15 protein-coding genes are annotated in these 20,021 nt (G+C 65.1%); 4 read left to right on the forward strand and 11 right to left on the reverse strand.

The features are described 5' to 3' along the window. Window position 1: 1 nt before the first annotated feature. Window positions 2-592, reverse strand: coding sequence for a hypothetical protein (locus tag ACZ48C_RS05905; protein ID WP_464782489.1), 591 nt, complete (start codon window positions 590-592; stop codon window positions 2-4). 476 nt (window positions 593-1,068) lie between these two features. On the opposite strand from ACZ48C_RS05905, the gene dnaE reads away from it, so the two are divergent. Beyond that, window positions 1,069-4,563: a DNA polymerase III subunit alpha gene (gene dnaE / locus ACZ48C_RS05910; protein ID WP_464782490.1), complete on the forward strand. Its 3,495-nt coding sequence runs from the start codon at window positions 1,069-1,071 to the stop codon at window positions 4,561-4,563. Between the two features lie 36 nt (window positions 4,564-4,599). On the opposite strand, the gene ACZ48C_RS05915 is transcribed toward dnaE, so the two are convergent. Beyond that, window positions 4,600-5,448, reverse strand: coding sequence for a LysR substrate-binding domain-containing protein (locus tag ACZ48C_RS05915; RefSeq protein WP_464782491.1), 849 nt, complete (start codon window positions 5,446-5,448; stop codon window positions 4,600-4,602). Between the two features lie 150 nt (window positions 5,449-5,598). On the opposite strand from ACZ48C_RS05915, the gene ACZ48C_RS05920 reads away from it, so the two are divergent. Further along, a complete protein-coding gene (locus ACZ48C_RS05920) occupies window positions 5,599-6,444 on the forward strand; it encodes a DMT family transporter (protein ID WP_464782492.1) in 846 nt (281 codons plus the stop codon). Window positions 6,445-6,456: 12 nt separating this feature from the next. Here ACZ48C_RS05920 and ACZ48C_RS05925 read toward each other — a convergent pair whose 3' ends face one another. The 3 genes from ACZ48C_RS05925 to ACZ48C_RS05935 all read right to left on the reverse strand — a co-directional run bounded on the left by ACZ48C_RS05925 (window position 6,457) and on the right by ACZ48C_RS05935 (window position 9,644). Then, the gene (locus ACZ48C_RS05925; protein WP_464782493.1) at window positions 6,457-7,764 is read right to left on the reverse strand and encodes a L,D-transpeptidase family protein; all 1,308 of its coding nucleotides are present in this window, start codon (window positions 7,762-7,764) and stop codon (window positions 6,457-6,459) included. Between the two features lie 110 nt (window positions 7,765-7,874). Next, window positions 7,875-9,221 (reverse strand): DNA polymerase IV, encoded by a 1,347-nt coding sequence (locus ACZ48C_RS05930; protein ID WP_464782494.1) that lies wholly within the window; start codon window positions 9,219-9,221, stop codon window positions 7,875-7,877. Window positions 9,222-9,344: 123 nt separating this feature from the next. Then, window positions 9,345-9,644 carry a DUF3572 domain-containing protein gene (locus ACZ48C_RS05935; protein WP_464782495.1) on the reverse strand — a complete coding sequence of 100 codons (300 nt, stop codon included), beginning with the start codon at window positions 9,642-9,644 and terminating at the stop codon, window positions 9,345-9,347. 141 nt (window positions 9,645-9,785) lie between these two features. Between ACZ48C_RS05935 and ACZ48C_RS05940 the strand changes: the two genes are divergently transcribed. Together ACZ48C_RS05940 and ACZ48C_RS05945 are read left to right on the forward strand one after the other, a co-directional pair. Further along, window positions 9,786-10,157, forward strand: coding sequence for a response regulator (locus ACZ48C_RS05940; RefSeq protein ID WP_119258686.1), 372 nt, complete (start codon window positions 9,786-9,788; stop codon window positions 10,155-10,157). A gap of 7 nt (window positions 10,158-10,164) precedes the next feature. Further along, window positions 10,165-11,532, forward strand: a complete 1,368-nt coding sequence (locus ACZ48C_RS05945; protein ID WP_464782496.1) for a PleD family two-component system response regulator — start codon at window positions 10,165-10,167, stop codon at window positions 11,530-11,532. A 650-nt stretch (window positions 11,533-12,182) separates the two neighbouring features. On the opposite strand, the gene rpmG is transcribed toward ACZ48C_RS05945, so the two are convergent. The 6 genes from rpmG to topA form a co-directional block, all read right to left on the reverse strand. After that, window positions 12,183-12,350 (reverse strand): 50S ribosomal protein L33, encoded by a 168-nt coding sequence (gene rpmG / locus ACZ48C_RS05950; protein ID WP_003547442.1) that lies wholly within the window; start codon window positions 12,348-12,350, stop codon window positions 12,183-12,185. A gap of 94 nt (window positions 12,351-12,444) precedes the next feature. Next, window positions 12,445-13,629: an MFS transporter gene (locus ACZ48C_RS05955; protein WP_119258684.1), complete on the reverse strand. Its 1,185-nt coding sequence runs from the start codon at window positions 13,627-13,629 to the stop codon at window positions 12,445-12,447. Window positions 13,630-13,642: 13 nt separating this feature from the next. Further along, window positions 13,643-14,305: an NUDIX hydrolase gene (locus tag ACZ48C_RS05960; protein ID WP_464782497.1), complete on the reverse strand. Its 663-nt coding sequence runs from the start codon at window positions 14,303-14,305 to the stop codon at window positions 13,643-13,645. Continuing rightward, window positions 14,302-14,772: a DUF983 domain-containing protein gene (locus tag ACZ48C_RS05965; RefSeq protein ID WP_464782498.1), complete on the reverse strand. Its 471-nt coding sequence runs from the start codon at window positions 14,770-14,772 to the stop codon at window positions 14,302-14,304. Before ACZ48C_RS05965 ends, ACZ48C_RS05960 begins: the two co-directional genes overlap by 4 nt. A gap of 29 nt (window positions 14,773-14,801) precedes the next feature. Continuing rightward, window positions 14,802-17,153: a ribonuclease R gene (rnr, locus tag ACZ48C_RS05970; protein ID WP_464782499.1), complete on the reverse strand. Its 2,352-nt coding sequence runs from the start codon at window positions 17,151-17,153 to the stop codon at window positions 14,802-14,804. 4 nt (window positions 17,154-17,157) lie between these two features. After that, window positions 17,158-19,815 (reverse strand): type I DNA topoisomerase, encoded by a 2,658-nt coding sequence (gene topA, locus ACZ48C_RS05975; RefSeq protein ID WP_318911397.1) that lies wholly within the window; start codon window positions 19,813-19,815, stop codon window positions 17,158-17,160. Window positions 19,816-20,021: the final 206 nt, after the last annotated feature.

Consider the following 20,021-nt stretch of genomic DNA (forward strand, 5'->3'; position numbering starts at 1 on the left):
GTCAGTCCAGCCCGCAGATCGAACGGCCGATCTCGTCCTTCCAGTCCTTCAAAAGCACGAACTGCGCCTTGCCGGCCACCGGCTGGCCATTGCTCTTGCCCTTGCCGGTCAGGACGTTGAGGTCGCACTCGTTCGTGCTGTTCTCGGCGCCTTCCTCCGCGATCGTGTCGTAGGAGGAGAAGGTGTAGCCCGCGACGATGAAGTCGAAATTGCGATAGGCGATGGTGAGCGTCTGGCGCCAGCGGTCGCGGCCGACCGCGTCGTTCTTCGTCGTCAGCGTGAAGGAGCCGTTGGCAAGCGCCGTCAGCTCCGGCTCCTGACCGTAAAGGGTCAAGTTGCCCCAGACGGAATTGGGCAGCGACAGGACCGGCGTCAGGCGCCCCTCCGTCTTCTTTGCGAGCCAGACATAAAGCCCGTTGTCGTCGCCGCCGTCGTCTCCGGGCGTCGCCACCACGGCAAGATCCTGCGCACCATCCTTGTCCCAGTCGCCGCTCGCCATGGCGATGATACGACCGGCCGGAAAATCCGCGGCCGCAACGGCGGCGGGCAGTGTGACCGAGAGAAGTAGGGCGGCAATCCAGGGCTTCATCATGTTTCCTCCATTCGTGGAGGCGACCATAAAGCACGCCGCGAAAGCATGCAGCCGATTTGCGCTCGCCCTATGGGAGAAATCAACAGGAAGTCGCCGCCGCCGGCCGACGTCTGACAGAGCCCTGAAACCCTCTCTTTCGCCATGCGCGGGCTGGGCCCCGGCATTCACAGATTTCCTCGGCCGGAAGGTTTTTCCGGGTGCCTGTGGAAAACCGGTTGACGCATGAACAAAAATAGAACAAACTAAAAACATAAAGGGAAAGGAAGCCAAAATGACCGATTTTCTTCGTGATCTTGCTGCATTCGCCTCCATGGCAATGTTCGTCGCCAGCTTCTCCGTCATTCTTTTCGGCATCTGACGGCGGGCCTTCCGCCATGTGTGCCCGGCGTGGAAACCGGGCGCAAAGCCAAGAACCGTCTGGACGAGACGGGGTCGAATCCGCTTAAGCTTCCCGTCTGACTGAAAGGACGATTGCGATGGCGGACGAGACACCCAGAACGGACGACGGGAAGATCGCGGAGACGCCGCAATTCGTGCATCTGCGCGTGCATTCGGCCTTCTCGCTGCTGGAAGGCGCCCTGCCGATCAAGAAGATCATCGGCAAGGCGACCTCCGACCAGCAACCGGCGATCGCCATCACCGACACGAACAATCTTTTCGCCGCACTCGAATTCTCGCAGAAGGCGGTCGGCGAGGGCATCCAGCCGCTGATCGGCTGCCAGCTCTCCATCGACATGGAAGACGAAGGCGAGGGGGAGCGACGCGGCCCGCAGGCGCATCTCCAGAAGCTGCCGTCCATCGTGGTGCTGGCGGCGAGCGATGCCGGTTATGCGCGCCTCGTCGACCTCGTCAGCCGCGCCTATCTCGGCGGTGAGGGCAACCAGGCGATCCACATCGCCTATCGCTGGCTGGAAGAGGGGACGGAGGGGCTGATCGCCCTTACCGGGGCGCGGGGCGGCCCAGTTGACATGGCTTACCTCGCCGGCCAGCCTGCTGTCGCAGAAGCCCGTCTCGATTCGCTGAAGCGCGTCTTCGGCGACCGGCTCTATATCGAGTTGCAGCGTCACGGGCGCTACGACAGGCAGCACGAGCGGCGCATGGTCGAGCTTGCCTATGCGCGGGACGTGCCGCTGGTTGCGACCAACGAGCCCTTCTTCCCGGCGCCTGACGATTACGATGCCCACGATGCGCTCATGGCCGTGGCGCACAACGCCATGGTGTCGGACGACAACCGCTTCCGCCTGTCGCCGGACCATTACCTCAAGAGCCGCAAGGACATGGCGACGCTCTTCGCCGACCTGCCGGAAGCGCTGGAGAACACGGTGGAGATCGCCCGGCGCTGCTCCTTCGTGCTGAAGACGCGCGGGCCGATCCTGCCGCGCTTCACCGGCGCGACGGCGGACCCGGAGGAGGCCGAGCGCGCCGAGGCGGCGGAACTGCGCCGGCAGGCCGTGGAGGGTCTGGAGAGCCGCATGGCGCTGCTCGGCCTGACGCCCGGCTATAGCGAGGAGGATTATCGCGAGCGGCTGGATTTCGAGCTCGGCGTCATCGAGCGCATGAAGTTCCCCGGCTACTTCCTCATCGTTGCCGACTTCATCAAATGGGCCAAGCAGCACAACATCCCCGTCGGGCCGGGCCGCGGCTCCGGCGCGGGCTCGCTCGTCGCCTATGCGCTGACCATCACCGACGTCGATCCCCTGCGCTTCTCGCTGCTCTTCGAGCGCTTCCTCAACCCGGAACGTGTCTCGATGCCCGACTTCGACATCGACTTCTGCCAGGACCGCCGCGAAGAGGTGATCCGCTACGTGCAGCAGAAATACGGGCGCGAGCAGGTGGCGCAGATCATCACCTTCGGTTCGCTCCAGGCCCGCGCGGCGCTGCGCGACGTCGGCCGCGTGCTCGAAATGCCCTATGGCCAGGTCGACAAGATCTGCAAGCTCGTGCCGAACAATCCGGCCAATCCGACGCCGCTCTACAAGGCGATCGAGGAGGAGCCGAAGCTGCAGGAGGAGGCCGAGAAGGAGCCCGTCGTCGCGCGCCTGCTCGACATCGCCCAGAAGATCGAGGGCCTCTACCGCCACGCCTCGACCCACGCCGCCGGCATCGTGATCGGCGACCGGCCGCTGTCGCAGCTGGTGCCGATGTACCGCGATCCGCGCTCCGACATGCCGGTCACCCAGTTCAACATGAAATGGGTGGAGCAGGCCGGCCTCGTGAAGTTCGACTTCCTCGGCCTCAAGACGCTGACCGTCCTCAAGACCGCCGTCGATTTCATCCGCAAGCGCGGCATCGAGGTGAAGCTGGAAAGCCTGCCGCTCGACGATCCGCCGACCTACGAGATGCTCTCGCGCGGCGAGACGGTCGGCGTGTTCCAGGTGGAAAGCGCGGGCATGCGCAAGGCGCTGATCGGCATGCGGCCGGACTGCATCGAGGACATCATCGCTCTGGTGGCGCTCTACCGCCCCGGCCCGATGGAGAACATCCCGGTCTACAACGCCCGCAAGCACGGCGAGGAGGAGATCGAATCGATCCATCCGATGATCGACCATCTGCTGAAGGAAACGCAGGGCGTCATCGTCTACCAGGAACAGGTGATGCAGATCGCCCAGGTCCTGTCCGGCTACTCGCTCGGCGAGGCCGACCTCCTGCGCCGCGCCATGGGCAAGAAGATCAAGGAGGAGATGGACAAGCAGCGCGCCCGCTTCGTCGACGGTGCGGTGAAGAACGGCGTTTCCAAGCCGCAATCCGACCTGATCTTCGACCTGCTCGCCAAGTTCGCCAACTACGGCTTCAACAAGTCGCACGCCGCCGCCTATGCCATCGTCTCCTACCAGACGGCCTATCTGAAGGCGCATTACCCGGTCGAGTTCCTCGCCGCGTCGATGACCTACGATATGTCCAACACGGACAAGCTGAACGACTTCCGGCAGGATGCCGGGCGGCTCGGCATCGAGGTGGTCCCGCCCTCCGTCCAGACCTCCTTCGCCCATTTCGAGACCGGCGAGAGCCGCATCTATTATGCGCTCGCCGCGATCAAGGGCGTGGGCGAGGCGGCCGTGCAGCACATCGTCGAGGTGCGGGGCGACGCGCCCTTCAGGAGCCTTGAGGATTTCTGCGAGCGCATCGATCCGAAATTCGTCAATCGCCGCGTCTTCGAAAGCCTGATCGTCGCCGGCGCCTTCGATTGCTTCGGCCATGACCGCGCGGCCATGATCGCCGGCCTCGACCGTCTGCTCGGCGCCGCCCAGCGCGCGCAGGAGAACAAGACGAGCGGGCAGGGCGATATCTTCGGCATGGGCGCGGCGACGGGGCCGGAGGTCATCACGCTGCCCGCCTACACGCCTTGGCTGGCCTCGGAGAAGCTGCACCGCGAATTCCAGGTGCTCGGCTTCTACCTCTCCGCCCATCCGCTCGACACCTATGCGCCGATCCTCGCCAAGATGCGCGTGCAGACCTTCGGCGATTTCTCCGCCGCGGTGAAGCGCGGCGCCACAGCCGGCCGGCTCGCGGGCACGGTGACGTCGAAGCAGGAGCGCAAGACGCGCACCGGCAACAAGATGGGCATCGTCGCCTTCTCCGATTCCTCCGGCCAGTTCGAGGCGGTACTGTTCTCCGAAATGCTGAACCAGTATCGCGACCTGCTGGAGGCCGGCAAGTCGCTGGTCATGACGGTGCAGGCGGAAGAACGGCCGGAGGGCATCGGCCTGCGCATCCAGACGCTGCGCTCGCTGGAGGAGGAATCGCTCCAGACCCAGAAGGCGCTGCGCGTCTATGTCCGCGACAGCGGCCCGCTGCGCTCCATCGCCGCCCATCTCAACACGAAGGGCGACGGCCTCGTCTCCTTCATCGTCATCAAGGAAAGCGGCCAGCGCGAGATCGAGGTGGAGCTTAACGAACGCTTCCGCATCTCTCCCGAAATCGCCGCCGCCATGCGCTCGACGCCGGGCGTGCTGGATGTGGAACTCGTTTAAGGAGCGCCTCGGCGGGGCTGGCGGCGTTCGCCTGCCTTATGACAGGGCGCGGCGAAGAAAGTCGTTCAGGCGTTCCACCGCCGGGCTGCGTGATCGCGGGTTTCGCAGGATGCTGATTTCCAGCTCGTCGAGACGCGGCAAGCCCTCGTTGGCTCCGATAATGCGCAGGGAAGGCGGCACGCTGCACAGGGCCAGACCGGCGATGGCAAGGCCGGCCTGCACGACCGCGACAAGGCCCATCAGGCTGGCGCTCGAATAGGTGCACCGGTAGGCGCGGTCTCCTTCGGCGAGGGCTTTGAGGACGTTGATCCGCGCGGTGCAGCCGGGTTCGAACAGCGCGACAGGGAGCGGGTCGTCGTCCCAGGCGATATGGGATGGAGAGGCGACCCAGACGAAGGGCTCCCGCCTCAGGACCTCGACGGGTTGCTCGGCCAGGCGTGTGACGATGGCAAGGTCTATACGCGCGTCCTCTATCGCCTTCGTCAATGCGGTCGTGGGCTCGCACACGAGTTCGACCGTGACCCGCGGATGCTCCGCCGCAAACTGGGCCAGCACCGGCGGCAGCAGGAAGGCCGCGTAGTCGTCCGGAACGCCTAGCCGGACGCGGCCGCTCTCTTCCGGCCGCGTGACGCTTGCCCATGCCTCATCCGACAGCTTCAGGAGCCGCCGGGCATGGACCAGGAAATCCGAGCCGGCCGCGTTGGGAGTGACGGCCTTCGGGCCGCGCACCAGAAGCTGCTTGCCGACGGCCAGTTCCAGCCGCTGCATCTGCATGCTCACGGCCGACTGGCTGCGCCCGATCCGCGGAGCGGCATTGGAGAAGCTGCCCGTTTCGACGACGGCAACGAAGGTTCGCAGCAGATCGATATCCAGAGGGTTTGCCATGGTGCTATCAGCATAACGAATAGTGTTCTCCAAATCTATTCGTTTGATTGAATTGCGCCAAGCCGCAATATGACCTCTCAACCTGTTTGAGAGGCCAGCATGGAAAGAATATCCGACACACGTCTGCCTGCCGCAAAGCTCGTGGCCGCGATGGTGATCGTCGGCACGGTCGGGGCATTTGCGGTCGAGGCCGGACTGGACCCGGTAACGACGGTTTTCTGGCGGTGCGCCTTCGGTGCCGTCTTTCTCGGTGCATGGTGCCTGATACGTGGCTATCTGCCGGACAGGAAGCTCTCGCCGGCCCGGCTGGCGCTGGCTGCGCTCGGCGGTGTTTGCATGGTCCTGAGCTGGATTGCGTTCTTTGCCGGATTCGCGATGACATCGATCGCCACGACGACGATCGTCTACCATATCCAGCCCTTCTTCGTGGTCCTGATCGGCGTGCTGTTCCTCAAGGAGCGGATCACGCTCGACCAGGTCGTCTGGATGGTCGGTGCGTTTATCGGCGTCGTTCTCGCCAGCGGTCTTGTCGTCTCCTCCGGCGCGGTCGACACGACATGGGTGGTCGGGATCGCGCTGACGCTTGGCGCCGCGCTGCTTTATGCGATCGCGACCATTCTCGCGAAAGGCCTCGGGCAGCAACGCCCGGAGGTGACGGCCTTGTGCCAGACCGTTGTCGGCACCATCCTGCTTGCCCCGTTTGCCGATATCTTCCGTTCCATTCCGACAGCGTCCTGGGGATGGCTTCTCGGCATCGGCATCCTGCACACGGGCATTGCCTATGTGCTGATGTATTCGGCCTATCCGAAGCTGTCGACGCCGGTCATCGGCGTGCTGACCTTCATCTATCCGCTGGTCGCGATTCTCATCGACTGGATCGTCTATGGTCACCCGCTCGGGATCGCGCAGGCGCTCGGCATGGTTCTGATCGCCCTCGGAACGCTCGGTGTACGGCTTGGCTGGCGCTTTCCAACCGGCAGAACCTTGCCGGCTTGAGGTCCGGCCCGTTCAGTTGACGACCGTGATCGAGGACTTCTTCTTTTTCTTCTTCTTGCCCTGCACGACCGCGGCATCCGCCTTCTGCACCTTGCGGGTCACGGTGATGAAGTCCGTGCCGTTGCCGGTTTCAGGGCCGAGGCCTGTGTCGGAGATGGAGAGGGACGCGCCTTCGCTGACGAGGCGGGAGATGTGGTTGCGCGTCTCTTCCGGAATATCGAGCCGGTCGAGCGTCCTCGCGATGGCGTCCGGTGCTTCGGCGTCGGCCTCGGTGGTGATGCGGAGGCGCTTCATGGTGGCCTTCGGGAGCTGGTTGTCCATGCTCACGCCGTACCATTCGGCCGTGCCCTTGTCGGCATCGACGTCGCGGGCGAGCAGGAAGTGCGTGCCGAGTGCGATCTCCGGTTCGCGGATGGTGATCGGCTCCTCGATGAGCGGCGCGAATTTCTGGCGCACGAGGATCTGGCCGTTCGGCGGCGTGCCCTTGCCGGCTTTCGCATAGACGGCGGCGAGGAGTTCCGGCGTCACCATGCCGTCCTCCTTGAGCCCTTCGGCGAGCTGGAAGGCGCGGATGGCGACGACCGTCTGCTTGCCGTGGCGCCCGTCGGGCACGCCGGCATCGTAGCCGAGGTCCGTCAGCATTCGCTGGAGGTCGAGCAGCATCTCACGCTCCCCGCGGCGGGTGACGAGGATGCGGATCGGGTCCTGTTCGGTGCGCTCCACGGCCGGGGTGAGGATTTCCGGCTTCGGATCGGTCATCGCCACCTCGACGCTCTTGTCGCCGGCCTCGATGAGCGCGGGGCGCAGGCCCGCATCGGAAAGCAGCGGCGTGTCGGGCACGACGACGGAGGGCCGGAAGAGCGCATCGTGCACGATGCGCTGCGGCGCGACCTCGCCGTCGGTGATCAGCACATGGCCGCCGCGCCGCGTGACGGAAAACAGCGTCTTGGCGAAATCGTTCGGCAGGCGCACGCAGCCATGCGAGGCGGGGTAGGACGGCACGCTGTTGGAGGCATGCAGCGCGATGCCCGACCAGGTGAGCCGCTGCATGAAGGGCATCGGCGCGCTGTCGTAGATGTTGGAGAAATGTGAGCGCTTCTTTTCGAGGATCGAGAAGATGCCGGTCGGCGTCCCGTGGCCGGCCTTGCCGGTGGAGACGCGCGAGGTGGCCACCACCACGCCGCCGTCATAGATCTTCAGTTCCTGGCGGTCCTTCGACACGATGATCTGGAGCGGCCCTTCCAGCGTTCCGCCGAGCACGGTGGTGCAGCTCAGCATCAGGCCCAGAATGCTCATGCCAGTGGCGAGGCGAAACTTCATGTAACCCATCCGTACGCAATACAAACCGGTGGCAAGCCTAGGACATCGGGCTTAAGGAAGGCTTGATGCATGCCATCCCGATGCAGGGAAGGACGCGGATCTGCGGGGATTTATTCGCCGGGATCGCCGGTTTTTCCCGAGGTCTTGACGGTCAACTTTCCGTGAAAGCGCTCCGGGCCCGTCTTGCCGAACGTATAGCCGGTCTCCACGCTCGCCTTGCCGAACTTGTCGCGCAGCGTGTTCATGGCGGCTTCCGCCGCCGCGCGGCGCGTCGCGGCGGGATCGACGAGGTCGGGCGGATCGGCGCGGCCGGGATCGGCAAGGTCGCTGACGCCGATGCCGATCAGGCGGTATTTCGTGCCGTCCGCCTCCTTGCGCAGGAGCTCCATGCCGGTGCGGAAGATCCGGTCGGCGAGCATGGTCGGGTCTTCGAGCTTGCGGTTGCGCGTGCGGCTCTTGAAGTCCGCCGTCTTCAGCTTGAGCACGACGGTCTGGCCGGCAATGCCGGATTTGCGCAGCCGCGTGGCGACCTTCTCGCTCAGCCGGCGCAGATGCGCGGTGAGCTCGTCATAGCGCGAGATGTCGTCGAAGAAGGTGGTCTCGGCCGAAACGCTTTTTGCCGGGTCGTTGGGATGCACTTCGCGGTCGTCCTGCCCGCGCGACAGTTGGAAGAGCCGCTTGCCCATGACGCCGTAGCGGCGCATCAGGTCGGTTTCCTCCATGGTCTGGAGCTGGCCGACGCTGCGGATGCCGTCACGCTCCAGCGTCTCGGCAAAGGCCTTGCCGACGCCCCAGATCAGCCGCACCGGCTTGTCGCGCAGGAAATCCAGCGCCTCGGCCGCGCCGATAATGGAAAAGCCGCGCGGCTTGTTGAGGTCCGAGGCGACCTTGGCGAGGAACTTGCAGTAGGAAAGCCCGACGGAAATGGTGATGCCGACCTCCTTTTCCACGCGCTGGGTAAAGCGCGCCAGCACGCGGGCAGGGGGATCGTCGTGCAGCCGCTCGGTGCCCTTCAGCTCCAGGAAGGCCTCGTCGATGGAAATCGGCTGCACGAGCGGCGTCAGCTCCTGCATCATCGCGCGCACCTCGCGGCCGACCTTGACGTATTTCTCCATGTCCGGCTTGATGACGACGGCGTTCGGGCAGGCTTCCAGCGCCTTGAACATCGGCATGGCCGAGCGCACGCCGTGGATGCGCGCGATGTAGCAGGCGGTGGAGACGACGCCGCGCTTGCCGCCGCCGATGATCACCGGCTTGTCGGCAAGCTCCGGATCGTCGCGCTTTTCGATCGCGGCATAGAAGGCATCGCAGTCGATATGGGCGAGCGTCAGGTCGTAAAGCTCGCCGTGATAGAGGATGCGCGGGCTGCCGCAGGCCCGGCAGCGGCGCAGGCCCGCGGGCTGCCCGGCAAGGCAGTCGCGGCAGAAGCCCGGAAAACGCGTGTCGGCGGTGCTCATGATCTGGAACAAATATTGAACATCGCGACATTAAAGCCTAAATTCGCGAGTCTCAACAGGCAGAGGGGCTGAACGCATGACGATGCACAGGCATGCGCAGGATGGACCACAGGGGCCGGCTTGTCAGAGGTCGCCGCCGCCATGGGGGCCGGACAGGACCGCATGGGCGTGGACGACGGCTTCCGGCTGGGTGCCCGTCGCGGCGCTGAAAGCCATGAGCGTCGGCTCGTGCTCCATGAGGAAAACGACGAGGCCGGCAAGGAAGCCGGGGTCGTTCACCGCGTTGCGGACCTCGCCGGGGGCGACGCCCGTCAGCGCCAGGAAACGCGACAGGAGCTCCGGCTCGCCGGCCAGCCAGCCGAGGATGGAAAGGGCCGTCGCATCCGCGTCTTCACGCGCGGGTGTTTCTTTTTGGCGTTTCATCCTTTTCCTTCGGGAAATTTACCTTTTCATCAACCAAGTGACGCTAACGTGGCTGCGGTCGGGCTGGGGGATTTCGGCTTCGCCGCAACTTATCTATCTCCCGGACGGTTGCAAGGCCGGCGAGAGGAACAGGGACGCACGATGCCCAAGCAGGTCATGATTGTCGAGGACAACGAGCTGAACATGAAGCTCTTCCGGGACCTCATCGAGGCATCCGGCTATGCGACCATCCAGACCCGGAACGGGATGGAAGCCCTCGATCTCGCGCGCAAGCACCGTCCCGACCTGATCCTGATGGACATCCAGCTCCCGGAAGTCTCCGGCCTCGAGGTCACCAAGTGGCTGAAGGAGGACGACGAGCTGCACGTCATCCCCGTGATCGCCGTCACGGCCTTCGCGATGAAGGGCGACGAGGAGCGGATCCGGCAGGGCGGCTGCGAGGCCTATGTCTCCAAGCCGATCTCCGTGCCGAAGTTCATCGAGACCATCAAGACCTATCTCGGGGACGCGTGAGGCCGACATGACAGCGCGCATCCTCGTCGTCGACGATATCCCGGCCAATGTGAAGCTGCTCGAAGCGCGCCTCCTAGCCGAATATTTCGACGTGCTGACGGCCGAGAACGGCTACGAGGCCCTGTCCATCTGCGAAAGCACCCAGGTCGACCTCATTCTCCTCGACATCATGATGCCGGGCATCGACGGCTTCGAGGTCTGCGAGCGGCTGAAGGCCAATCCGCGCACCGCCCATATTCCCGTCGTCATGGTCACGGCGCTCGACCAGCCCTCCGACCGCGTGCGCGGCCTCAAGGCCGGCGCCGACGACTTCCTGACCAAGCCGGTCAACGACCTGCAGCTCATGTCGCGGGTCAAGAGCCTCGTGCGTCTCAAGACGCTGACGGACGAGCTGCGCCTGCGCGCCGCAACGGCCCGCGCGATTTCCCTCGAAGAGGGACTGGACAGCAATCTCGGCGACGAGCCGGGCGACGTCCTGCTCGTCGATGGCCGCGCCACCTCGCAGGAGCGCATCGCCCGCGCGCTGAAGCCCATCGCCGACGTCACCTGCATGTCCGACCCGCAGGCCGCGCTCTTCCAGGCGGCCGAGAGCAATTACGAGCTGGTGATCGTCAACGCCAATTTCGAGGACTACGATCCGCTGCGCCTCTGCTCGCAGCTTCGCTCGCTGGAGCGCACGCGCTTCCTGCCGATCCTGCTGATCGCCGAGCAGGGCGACGACGACATGGTCGTGCGGGCGCTGGATCTCGGCGTCACCGACTATCTGGTGCGCCCGATCGATCCCAACGAGCTGATCGCCCGCAGCCTCACGCAGATCCGCCGCAAGCGCTGCAACGACCGCCTGCGCGCCAGCGTGCGCCAGACCATCGAGCTTGCCGTCACCGACGGTCTGACGGGCCTGCACAACCGCCGCTATCTCGACAACCACATGAAGCTGCTGATCGACCGCGCGACCGCGCGCGGCCGCGCGCTCTCCGTCTGCATGACGGATATCGACCGCTTCAAGCTGGTCAACGACACCTATGGCCACGATGCGGGCGATGCCGTGCTGCGCGAATTCGCCAGCCGCGTGCGCTCCGCCGTGCGCGGCGCGGACCTTGCCTGCCGCTATGGCGGGGAGGAGTTCGTGCTGGTCATGCCCGATACCTCCGCCGAGATGGCGGCGGGCGTCGCCGAGCGCCTGCGGGCGATCGTCGAGCGGGAGCCCTTCCGCATTCCCGGCACGGATGTCTTCCTGCCGATTACCGCCTCCATGGGCATCGCCTCGATCCTGCCGGAAGGGGACAGCCCCGAGGCGCTGGTGAAGCGTGCCGACGCCGCGCTCTACGAGGCCAAGCGCTCGGGCCGCAACCGGGTTGTGGCCGCGGCCGCCTGAGCGGCTTTTCCACAGGGGCATTCACATTTCCGGCATTTATCTTTGATTCCGGGCAGTTGCCGGGCATTCCTGGACGCATGTTAACTTGACGTCTCTCGGCAGGTTTTCGGCCGTATGTCGTACCATTCATTTTTGATGAAGCTAATCAACGGCTTGCAGATTTCGCAATCTGGCCGTGTGAGGGCGGCAGGTTTCCTCGGTTGTGGATTTGCTCGTGCCACGATCGAATCGGCCGCCCGTCGCTGTGTCGCCTTCCATGACGAAACTGCCGCTCGATGGAACAAAACAGGGCCCGGCGGTTAACTATGAGACAAGGACGCGGTCCGCGAGCGTTAAGAATTCGTTGATTTTTTTTCTCTTTCGCGCGATGCTCAACTCATAGGCGGGAAACAAGCCCGCACAACCGGTTACCCCATGATGCTAGGTCCGCCGCATCTCCTGGGTCGTGGGGTCGGTCGGTCAGCTACGACATAAACGGAATCCTCGTGCCGTCGTCGTGCCTGACCGACCCCCGTTTCGACGCCGCTCCCGGAAACGGGGGCGGCGTTTCGATTCGGGCGGTTGCAGGAGGTTGCAGGCGAGGGGGGCAAAAGAAAAGGCGCCGGACGTTTCCGTCCAGCGCCTTTGCGAACCTCAAAGGGCTCCCAGGATCACTTGATCTTGGTTTCCTTGAATTCGACGTGCTTCTTGGCGACCGGGTCGTACTTGGTCTTGGTCATCTTGTCCGTCATCGTACGGCTGTTCTTCGTGGTCACGTAGAAGAAACCGGTGTCGGCCGTCGACAGCAGCTTGATCTTGATGGTGGTAGCCTTGGCCATGGTCGTCCTGCCTTTATGAAAAACGAAGCCGCGGACAGCCATTCTGTTCCACGGCTTTAAATCTGGCCGGAAACTACAAATCGCGCCCGAAAAGTCAAGCCCGTTTCGGCCGGAAAACCATCCGCACCAGAGAAAGTACCAGGTAAAGGCCGAAGAAACCGACGATTGCCCAGGCAAAACCGTCATTGCCGCCGACATCCATCGCCGCGCCGATCGCCTGCGGCCCGACCACCGTGCCGACCGCATAGCAGAAGATGAAGGCGGCATTGGCGGCGGCGAGATCCGCGCCGGTGAGGCGGGAGCCGAGATGGCTGAGGCCGATCGTGTAGAGGCCCGCCACGCAGCCGCCCCACACGAGCAGCACCGCCGCCATCAGCAGCCAGTTGTGCGAGATGACAGGCAGCGAGAGCGCGCCGACGAGGCCGATGGCGGCCATGATCGTCAGGAGGCTCCTGCGGTCCCGCATGCGGTCGGAAAGCATGCCGAGCGGGATCTGGAAGGCCATGTTGCCGATGCCCATGACGGTGAGCAGCAGGGCGGCCTGCGATTCGGTGAAGCCGGCGCGCGTGCCGTAGATCGGCAGCAGCGAGAGCCCGCCCACCTGCACAGCTCCGAAGATGAAGACCGCCGCCGTCGCCGTCGGCACGAGGAGGATGTAGCGCATGAAATGCAGCTCCGGCTTCTCGTCGATGATCGGGCTCTCGCCGCGCGCGATGAAGATGGGAACGGCGGCGAGCAGGATGATCGCGGCCCCGAGCGCGAAGGGCAGCACGCCGTCGCTGCCGATCAGCGAGAAGATGAGGGGGCCGGTGGCAAAGCCGAGCGACAGCACGGTCGCATAGATGCCGAGCACCAGCCCGCGCCGGCGCGGCGGCGCCGCCGCGTTGATCCAGAACTCGGAGAGGATGAAGAGCATGGTCGTCGCGCCGTGGAAGACGAGGCGCAGAGGGAACCAGAGCCAGAAATTCTCGATGTAGTAGAAGCCGAGGCCGCTGACGGCGGCGAGCAGGATTGCGCCGAGCATGGTCGTGGAGGTGCCCCAGTCATGCGCAAGGCGCGTCGTGAAGGGCGCGGCGGCCATGGCGGCGATGCCGGCCATGGCGGAATTGATGCCGATCATCGTGGAGGAGATGCCGCGCTTTTCCATGATGATGGAGAGCAGCGGCAGGCCGAGGCCCATGGCGATGCCGACTGCGGAAATGGCCGCGATGGCTGCAATGAGAGACCGCCGGTGAATGTGCTCCACCGGGCCGGTTGTGCCGGATTGCGGCTGCGTCATATGCAATCGATCCTCAAAGCAGGTCCCGCAGGAAGCGCCCGCGCTGGGTGTAGTACAGCGGTGCGGCTCTCCCGAAGGGTAAAGACTTGTCTTCCTGAATGCTTTTTCGAAGCTCTTCAAGGATCAATACGGTTATGTCGGGCATATCGATGCCCCCGTGATCAAAAATATCGATCCATTGCACGTCTTCCAGCTCGTGGCTGGCGGTCGCGCCGGCCGGATCGATGCCGGCTTCGTCGGTGAAGAACGTGAAAAAGCGGGTATCGAAACGCCGCACCATGCCGGCGGGCGTGATGGCGCGGGCGAGGAAGCGCAGGTTGGAAAGGTCCGGCCGGAAGGGGAGGTCGCCCCCGGCCACGGCGTCCAGCGGGCGGCCGACGGCGATGCCGGCCTCCTCGTAGAGTTCGCGCAGCGCCGCCACGCCGAGGGCGCGCAGGCGCGAATCGGAACATCGCGTGCCCGTCCGCAGTGCAAGCCGCTCGCAGGCGAGCGGGTTCAGCGGACCGGAGACGGGAACCAGGCGGTCCGTCGCATCGCGCCGACCGCCGGGAAAGACATAGACGTCCGGCATGAAGACATGCCGGCTGCTGCGCCGGCCGACCAGTACGCGTATTCCGCCGCCCGACCGATCGAGAAGCAGGATGGAGGCTGCATCGACGGGCCGGACCGCGGTCATGCGGTTCTGTCGCCGTAGGCGGGCGATTCTTCCGCTTCCTCTCGCTTGTCGCCGAAGCCGTGCATCTTCAGCGCCCATTGCAGGCCGATGGCGCCGCCCTTGATGGGCTGCAGCAGGAGGAGGGACAGGATGAGCGTGATCGGTGTCCAGATCGCGAGGTGCTGCCAGGTGCTGAGCGGCCAGATGAGGTCCGTCGCCATGTAGCCGCCGACGACGATATGGCCGACGATGGTGATGACGAGATAAGGCGGCAGGTCGTCGGCGCGCTGGTGCGTGTAGTCCTCGCCGCAGGCGGCGCAATGGTCGACCGGCTTGACGTAGGAGCGGAAAAGCTTGCCGGTGCCGCAGGCCGGGCAGCGGTTCAGCATGCCGCGCTTGATGGCGCGCCCGAGCGGGCGCTCGGCGGGGGTAGTGGCCGGCATGTCGCCGAAATGCTGTGTGCTGCCGTCGGTTTCGTTCGTCTGCATGTCGTGTCTCCTGCCGGCCGCTGTATGGCCTAGCGTTTGCCGTGGGGCGGGCGCGTGCCCGGCTGGCGTCTCGGCGCGCCACCCTTGCGCCGGCCCGACTTGTGGAACGAGCGCACCGCCGTCGGCATCTTGCGTCCCTCGCTGATCACGTCGAACCGGAGCGAACCGGCGAGCGGCACCGCTTCCGCGAGCCTTACACGCACTTCATCCCCGAGACGGTAGCCGAGCCCGGTCTTTTCGCCGGAAAGCGCCTGATGGGCCTCGTCGTAGATGTAGTAGTCGCGTCCGAGCAGGGATATAGGCACGAAACCGTCGGCGCCATACTCCGGCAGGGTGACAAAAAGTCCCGCCTTGGTGACGCCGGAAACACGCCCGTCGAATTCCTCGCCGATGCGCCCGGCAAGGTGGTGGGCGATCAGCCGGTCGACCGTATCGCGCTCGGCCGCCATGGCGCGGCGCTCGAAGGTGGAGATTTCCGCCGCGATATCGTCGAGCACGGCTTCTTCGTCCGGCGTGATGCCGCCTTCGCCGAGGCCGAGCGAGCCGACCAGCGCCCGGTGCACGATCAGGTCTGCATAGCGGCGGATCGGCGAGGTGAAATGGGCGTATTTCATGAGGTTCAGGCCGAAATGGCCGATATTCTCCGGGCTGTAGATCGCCTGGCTCTGCGAGCGCAGCACCATTTCATTGACCATCTGCTCGAACGGCTTGTCCTTGGCCTTGGCGAGGATGCCGTTGAAATGGTTGGAGCGCATGTTGCCGCCCTTGACCAGCGAGATGTCGAGCGTCTGCAGGAACTCGCGCAGCACCTCCTGCTTGGCAAGCGAGGGGGCGTCGTGCACGCGGTAGATGAGGACCTGCTTCTTCTTCTCCAGCGTCTCGGCAGCCGCGACGTTGGCCTGGATCATCATCTCCTCGATGAGCTTGTGCGCATCGAGCCGCGGCGGCACGACGACCCGGTCCACGGTGCCGTCCTCCTTCAGGAGGATCTTGCGCTCCGGCATGTCGAGTTCGAGCGGCTGGCGGCGGTTCCGGCCGACCGTCATGATGCGATAGGCCTGCCAGAGCGGCTTCAGGATCGTTTCGAGGATCGGGCCGGTCTTGTCGTCCGGCGCGCCGTCGATGGCGGCCTGCGCCTGCTGGTAGGAGAGCTTGGCCGCGCTCTTCATCATGATGCGGTGGAAGGTGTGGCTTGCCTTGCGGCCCTCATGCGAGAAGACCATGCGCACGGCGAGGGCCGGGCGGTCGACCCCTTCCTTCAGCGAGCAGAGGTCGTTGGAGATGCGTTCCGGCAGCATCGGCACGACGCGGTCCGGGAAATAGACCGAGTTGCCGCGCTTCAGCGCCTCGCGGTCGAGCGCCGATTTCGGGCGGACATAGTAGCTGACATCGGCGATGGCGACGGTGACGATCACGCCGCCCGGATTGTCGGGCGATGTATCCGGCTCGGCGAAGACCGCGTCGTCATGGTCCTTGGCGTCGGCGGGGTCGATTGTGATGAGCGGGAGGCTGCGCCAGTCCTCGCGATGCGACATGGTGGCGGGGCCTGCGGCCTCCGCCTCGCGGATGACAGCATCGGGGAAGATGTAGGGAATGCCGTGGGCGTGGATGGCGATCATCGAGATCGCCTTTTCCGAGGCGACGGAGCCGACCACGCCCTTGATCTGCGCGCGCGGCAGGCCATAGCGGCCCATGCGCACGACATCGATCTCGACGAGGTCGCCGTCCTTGGCGCCCGCCGTGAATTCCGAGTCGACCTCCATCTCCTCGCCGCGCCGGTCGATGGGCATGATGCGCCCGCCGCCGCCCGCCATGGAGCGGAAGACGCCCATGCCGGAATTCTTCTTCTTGTCGAGGACCTTGATGACGCGGCCCGTATAGGCCGGCCCGCCGCGTTCCTTGGCGGGGAAGATCTTCGCCAGCACCCGGTCGCCGAGCCCGGCCACCGGCGCCTTGTCCTTGCGCGGCCCGCCCGACTGGCGGATCAGCACGGCGGGCGCGACGCCCGCATCGTCGAGCCATTCCGCCGGGCGGCCGATCAGCTCGCCGTCGACGTCGCGCGTGGTGATGTCGAGCACGGTGACGGGGGGCAGGGCGCCCGGCCGCACCAGCGACTTGCGGCGCTTTTCCAGGAGTCCGTCTTCCTCGAAGGATTTCAGCAACGCCTTCAGCTCGACGCGCGCCTCGCCCTTCAGGCCGAAGGCCTTGGCGAGTTCGCGCTTGGAGGCCTGTTCCGGATGCTCGGCAATGAAGCGCAGCAGCACGTCGCGCGGCGGGACGGCGCCGTGGATGATCGGGGCATTGTCGGCAGGCGGCAGGTCACGGCCCGCGCGGCCGGGCCGTCTTTCGTGTCCTGCCCGGCTGCGTGGTTCCTTCGTCATGGCCTCACGCCTTCTTTGCCTTCGCGGCCGCCTTGGGCTTGGCCGCAGCCTTCGCCTTCGGCTTTGCCGTCTTGGTTTCGCCGGCCTTGGCCGTTTTCGTGGTCTTGGCCTTGGCCGGGGCTTTCTTGCCCTTGGCCGGCATCTTGCCGGCCTTGTCGGCGATCAGCACCAGGGCCTCTTCCAGCGTGACGCTGTCGGCAGCCTTGCCCTTGGGCAGGGTGGCGTTGACCTTGCCCCAGTTGACATAGGGCCCGTACTTGCCGTCGCGAACGGTGATGGCGCCACCATCCGGGTGGTCGCCCAGCGTTTTCAGCGCGGCCGGTGCGGAGCGGCCGCGGCCCGGGCCCTTCGACTGCTTGTCGGCGATCACGGTCACGGCGCGGTTGAGGCCGATGGAGAACACGTCCTCGACGGTTTCGAGGTTGGCATAGCTGCCGTCATGCAGCAGGAACGGGCCGTAGCGGCCGATGCCGGCGGAGATCATCTTGCCGGTCTCGGGATGCTGGCCGATGTCGCGCGGCAGCGAGAGCAGGGCAAGCGCCTTCTCGTGGTCGATGCTCGCCGGCGTCCAGCCCTTCGGCAGGCTGGCGCGCTTGGCCTCCTTGCCGTCGCCGCGCTGGACATAGGGCCCGAAGCGGCCGTTGCGCAGCGTGATCTCCTCGCCGGTATGCGGGTCCTTGCCGAGGCTCTGCGGCTCGTTGGAGGCGGCCGCCTCCGCATCCGCGCCGCCATCGGCGGAAAGCTGGCGGGTATAGTTGCATTCCGGATAGTTAGAGCAGCCGACGAAGGCGCCGAACTTGCCGAGCTTGAGCGAAAGCTTGCCGGTGCCGCAGACCTGGCAGATACGCGGATCGCTGCCGTCTTCGCGCTTGGGGAAGACGAGCGGCGCCAGTTCCTCGTTCAGCGCGTCGAGCACGTTGGTGACGCGCAGCTCCTTGGTATCCTCGATCTGGGCGAAGAAGTCCTTCCAGAAGTCGCGGAGAACCTGCTTCCAGTCGAGTTCGCCGGCCGAGATCTTGTCGAGCTTCTCTTCGAGGTCCGCCGTGAAATCGTATTCGACATAGCGGGTGAAGAAGCTTTCGAGGAAGGCGGTGACGAGCCGGCCCTTGGCCTCCGGGATCAGCTTGCGCTTGTCGATGATGATATATTCGCGGTCGCGCAGCGTCGCCAGCGTCGCGGCATAGGTCGACGGACGGCCGATACCGAGCTCTTCCATCTTCTTGATGAGCGAGGCTTCGGAATAGCGCGGCGGCGGCTCGGTGAAGTGCTGCGTGGCGTTCACCTTCTGCTTGTCGAGCTTTTCCTGGGCGTTGATCTCCGGCAGGCGGCCGTCCTCGTCGCCCTCGTCCGGCTGCTCGCCGTCTTCCTTCTGATCCGTATAGGCGGCGATGAAGCCATCGAAGCGGATGACCGAGCCGGTGGCGCGAAGGCCAGCCTTGCGGCCGCCGTTGTCGGCCTCGATCTCGACGGTGGTGCGCTCGATCTCGGCGGAGGCCATCTGGCTGGCGATGCCGCGCTTCCAGACGAGGTCGTAGAGGCGAAGCTGATCGGGGTCGAGATAGCGGCGCACCTGGTCCGGCGTGCGGTCGAAGGAGGTCGGGCGGATTGCCTCGTGGGCTTCCTGGGCGTTCTTGGCCTTGGTGGAGTAGAAGCGGGGCTTTTCCGGCACGTAGCGCGCACCGAACTGCTCGCCGACGGCCTTGCGGGCCGCGTCGATCGCCTCCGGCGCCATCTGCACGCCGTCGGTACGCATATAGGTGATGAGACCGACCGTCTCGCCGCCGATGTCGATGCCCTCATAGAGCCGCTGCGCGACCTGCATGGTGCGCGAGGCCGAGAAGCCGAGCTTGGAGGAGGCGGCCTGCTGGAGCGTGGATGTGGTGAAGGGCGGGGCCGGGTTGCGCTTCGTCGGCTTGGCCTCGACGCTCTCGACGCGGTAGGCCGCGCCGTCGAGCAGGGCCTTGAGGCGGTTCGCCTCCTCGCCGTTGCCGATGGATTTCGCCTGCAGGCGCTTGCCTTCGGCCGAGACGAGGCGCGCCTCGAATTCGTCGCCGCGCGGGGTCTTCAGGAGCGCGGAGAGGTTCCAGTATTCTTCCGAGACGAAGCGCTCGATCTCGGACTCGCGGTCGCAGACGAGGCGCAGCGCGACCGACTGCACGCGGCCGGCCGAGCGGGCGCCCGGCAGCTTGCGCCAGAGCACCGGCGACAGGTTGAAGCCGACGAGATAGTCGAGCGCGCGGCGGGCGAGATAGGCGTCCACCAGCGAAATATCGATGTCGCGCGGGTTGCGCATGGCATCGAGCACGGCCGACTTGGTGATGGCGTTGAAGACGACGCGCTTGACCGGCTTGTCGCCGATCACCTTCTTCTTCTTGAGTACGTCCAGAACGTGCCAGGAAATGGCTTCTCCCTCGCGATCCGGGTCGGTCGCGAGAATGAGGCCGTCGGAGGACTTCATCGCGTCGGCGATGTCCTTGATGCGCTTGGCGGATGCGCTGTCGACTTCCCAGGACATTTCGAAGTCCTCGTCCGGGCGCACGGAGCCGTCCTTGGCCGGCAGGTCGCGCACATGGCCGAAGGAGGCGAGCACCTTGTAGCCGGGGCCGAGATACTTGTTGATCGTCTTGGCCTTGGCGGGCGATTCCACAACTACAACATTCATCGTCATTTCTCTGATACCGGGCGCCGCAGGGTTGGATGCGCGGCGAAAGGGCGTTTATCCGCCGGAAAGTCGTGTCTCGACATGAACAGGGAAAGCGTTCGGGTCAAGAGGTAGGGTTGAAATTAGTCGAATGCAACGAGATGCAACCAATACGAGATTATTGTGGTGTTGCAATTATAAATAATCGTTGTATCGTTTCCTAGGGA

The organism is Shinella sp. 1A1 (assembly GCF_055379515.1).

What these genes read in the sequence shown, in the direction of transcription:
- rnr (WP_464782499.1), bottom strand. Translation starts at nt 17,153, where the DNA reads ATGACGAAGGAACCACGCAGCCGGGCAGGACACGAAAGACGGCCCGGC.
- ACZ48C_RS05955 (WP_119258684.1), bottom strand. Translation starts at nt 13,629, where the DNA reads ATGACGCAGCCGCAATCCGGCACAACCGGCCCGGTGGAGCACATTCAC.
- ACZ48C_RS05940 (WP_119258686.1), top strand. Translation starts at nt 9,786, where the DNA reads ATGCCCAAGCAGGTCATGATTGTCGAGGACAACGAGCTGAACATGAAG.
- dnaE (WP_464782490.1), top strand. Translation starts at nt 1,069, where the DNA reads ATGGCGGACGAGACACCCAGAACGGACGACGGGAAGATCGCGGAGACG.
- ACZ48C_RS05905 (WP_464782489.1), bottom strand. Translation starts at nt 592, where the DNA reads ATGATGAAGCCCTGGATTGCCGCCCTACTTCTCTCGGTCACACTGCCC.
- topA (WP_318911397.1), bottom strand. Translation starts at nt 19,815, where the DNA reads ATGAATGTTGTAGTTGTGGAATCGCCCGCCAAGGCCAAGACGATCAAC.
- ACZ48C_RS05945 (WP_464782496.1), top strand. Translation starts at nt 10,165, where the DNA reads ATGACAGCGCGCATCCTCGTCGTCGACGATATCCCGGCCAATGTGAAG.
- ACZ48C_RS05965 (WP_464782498.1), bottom strand. Translation starts at nt 14,772, where the DNA reads ATGCAGACGAACGAAACCGACGGCAGCACACAGCATTTCGGCGACATG.
- ACZ48C_RS05935 (WP_464782495.1), bottom strand. Translation starts at nt 9,644, where the DNA reads ATGAAACGCCAAAAAGAAACACCCGCGCGTGAAGACGCGGATGCGACG.
- ACZ48C_RS05920 (WP_464782492.1), top strand. Translation starts at nt 5,599, where the DNA reads ATGGTGATCGTCGGCACGGTCGGGGCATTTGCGGTCGAGGCCGGACTG.
- ACZ48C_RS05915 (WP_464782491.1), bottom strand. Translation starts at nt 5,448, where the DNA reads ATGGCAAACCCTCTGGATATCGATCTGCTGCGAACCTTCGTTGCCGTC.
- ACZ48C_RS05960 (WP_464782497.1), bottom strand. Translation starts at nt 14,305, where the DNA reads ATGACCGCGGTCCGGCCCGTCGATGCAGCCTCCATCCTGCTTCTCGAT.
- ACZ48C_RS05930 (WP_464782494.1), bottom strand. Translation starts at nt 9,221, where the DNA reads ATGAGCACCGCCGACACGCGTTTTCCGGGCTTCTGCCGCGACTGCCTT.
- ACZ48C_RS05925 (WP_464782493.1), bottom strand. Translation starts at nt 7,764, where the DNA reads ATGAAGTTTCGCCTCGCCACTGGCATGAGCATTCTGGGCCTGATGCTG.
- rpmG (WP_003547442.1), bottom strand. Translation starts at nt 12,350, where the DNA reads ATGGCCAAGGCTACCACCATCAAGATCAAGCTGCTGTCGACGGCCGAC.